Origin of the sequence: Sandarakinorhabdus sp., from assembly GCF_031422795.1 — a bacterium.
Taxonomy (GTDB): domain Bacteria; phylum Pseudomonadota; class Alphaproteobacteria; order Sphingomonadales; family Sphingomonadaceae; genus Sandarakinorhabdus.
In genome coordinates, this window is sequence record NZ_JANPML010000113.1 from 1 (window position 1) to 2,074 (window position 2,074).

General features: G+C 62.2%; 2 protein-coding genes. Both read right to left on the reverse strand.

The window, feature by feature from the left end:
* Positions 1-900: aromatic ring-hydroxylating dioxygenase subunit alpha (locus tag RMO81_RS04290; RefSeq protein WP_310474512.1), on the reverse strand; the 900-nt coding region annotated here is incomplete at its 3' end.
* A gap of 37 nt (positions 901-937) precedes the next feature.
* Positions 938-2,074, reverse strand: a 1,137-nt coding sequence (locus RMO81_RS04295) for a peptidase dimerization domain-containing protein (RefSeq protein ID WP_310474513.1), incomplete at its 5' end; no start/stop codon positions are given.

Sequence of the window (2,074 nt, forward strand, 5' to 3'; positions counted from 1 at the left end):
CATCACCACCATGATGTTGATATAGTCCGGGCTGGCCACGATCACCGTGCCGGGGGTGAGATTATAGGTGAAGGTCATCGTGCGCCGCAGGTCGCGCATGTCGTCAAGGTCCATGCCTTCCAGCGCCGCCAGCCGCGCCACAGCAGAGCGCGAATGCGGCCCGATGCGATCGCCGGTGGTCACCCCATCCTGAAAGAACGGCGCGATGGTGGTCGCGTGCAGACGCTGCACATGATAGCTTTCCTGAAAGGCATCGATGATCAGCTTCCAGTTGGCCGCCACCTTGTGCGTGCGCCGGGCATAAAGATGCTGATCGCCAAAGCCGATGGCGTTGAAATCGGCGGCGAGCGGCCCGGCGGCCAGACTGAAATCCGGCGGTGCGTCGCGATCCAGCCCCACCCAGATCAGTCCGCCGGCTTCCAGGCTGGGCATTTCGATCAGGCCGCGCGTGCTCTTGTCCAGACCTTCGAATGTTTCCGGCCTCGGCAGGCCTTTAAGCTTGCCATCCGTGCCATAGCTCCACGCATGATAGGGGCAGACGAGCGCGGGTGATTTGACCAGCGCGCAGCCCTCCACCAGCCGCGTGCCGCGATGCCGACAGACGTTCATGAAGACGCGGACAACACCCTTGCCATCACGCGAGATCAGCAGCGGCAGGCCAAAACCATCATGCGGCACCGCCATGTTGGGCTGCGGCAGCAACGCCGATGGCGCGATCACCACCGGCAGCCGCTTGAACACCTTGGCCCATTCAGCAGCAAAATGATCCGGGCAGGTGTAGGCACTCGCCGGTATCTGCCGCATCACGCCACTGGCCGGCTTGCCCGCCGCCGCCGGAATGCCCGCCGCCAGCGCGCGCTGGCCGGGCGTTGGGTGTTTCGGCGTGAAGGCGATATCCATGGCTGCAATGGTGACTCTGTTCCGTCGTCAGCGAAAGCTAGTTTTTCGCAGCAGGCGCGCCGGCCTTTTCATAATCGATGCCGAGCTGTTCCAGATACGACTTGTATTTCTTTGAATCGAAGTAATATTTTTCCATCTGCGGGCGCATCCTGGCCATCAGATCGGCGTTGAGGTGAATGGCCGGCTGATCCTCCGGGCCGAGCAGCGGCGCGTATTTTTCGGTCTTGAACTGCACGTCCTGCTGCCAGCGCTTCGCCCCAGCCACCAATTCCGGCGTTGTCATCATGTCCAGCACGGTCATCGCCGCCACCTTGGCGCCGGCCACGGCACCTTTGTGGGCAATCGGCGTGGCCATCGCGGTGGCCGCCATGATGTTGTGATAGGAAATGCCGGGAATGTTGGATGGATAGGAGATGGTAATCGTCGGCACCGTCCACATGATGTCGCCGATATCATCCGAACCGCCGTTGCGTTCAGGATAGGGGTTTTCCGGCGACCACAGCTTCGGGCCGCTCGCGTCCAGCGGCTGGTCCTTGCGGGCAAAGCCTTGCAGCACGGCGCGGGCGAAATTCTGATCAGCCTGGCTCCATTGCGGCAGGCCAACGGCCTTCATGTTCTCATACGCGGCCTCGGCAATCGGGCGGTTGCCATAATTGGTGGCGGCATGGCCCAGGACGCGGCGCGTCACGCTGGTTTCGGTCATCAGCGCCGCGCCATCGGCGATGCGGTTGCCGGCGTCATACATCGCCTTCACCGCCGGCAATTGCGTGTCACGGAAATAATACCACACGCTCGCCTTGTCGGGCACGATGTTGGGCTGGTTGCCACCGCCGGTGATGACATAATGGCTGCGCTGGGTGGTCGGCAGATGCTCGCGCTTCATGTTCCAGCCGTCGTTCATCAATTCCACGGCATCCAATGCACTCTTGCCGTCCCACGGGTTGCCGGCGGCGTGCGCGGTCAGGCCCTTGAACGTGTATTCCACGCTCAATGAGGCGGTGTAGGCCAGCGGACCCCAAGTGGTTTCCAACGTGTCGCCCACGTGCGCGAACAGATTGGCGTCCACATCCTTGAACATGCCGGCGCGCACATAATAGGCCTTGGTGGCGAGCAGTTCTTCGGCAACGCCCGGCCAGATCATGATGCGGCCCTTGATGCCGTTCTTCTGCATCAC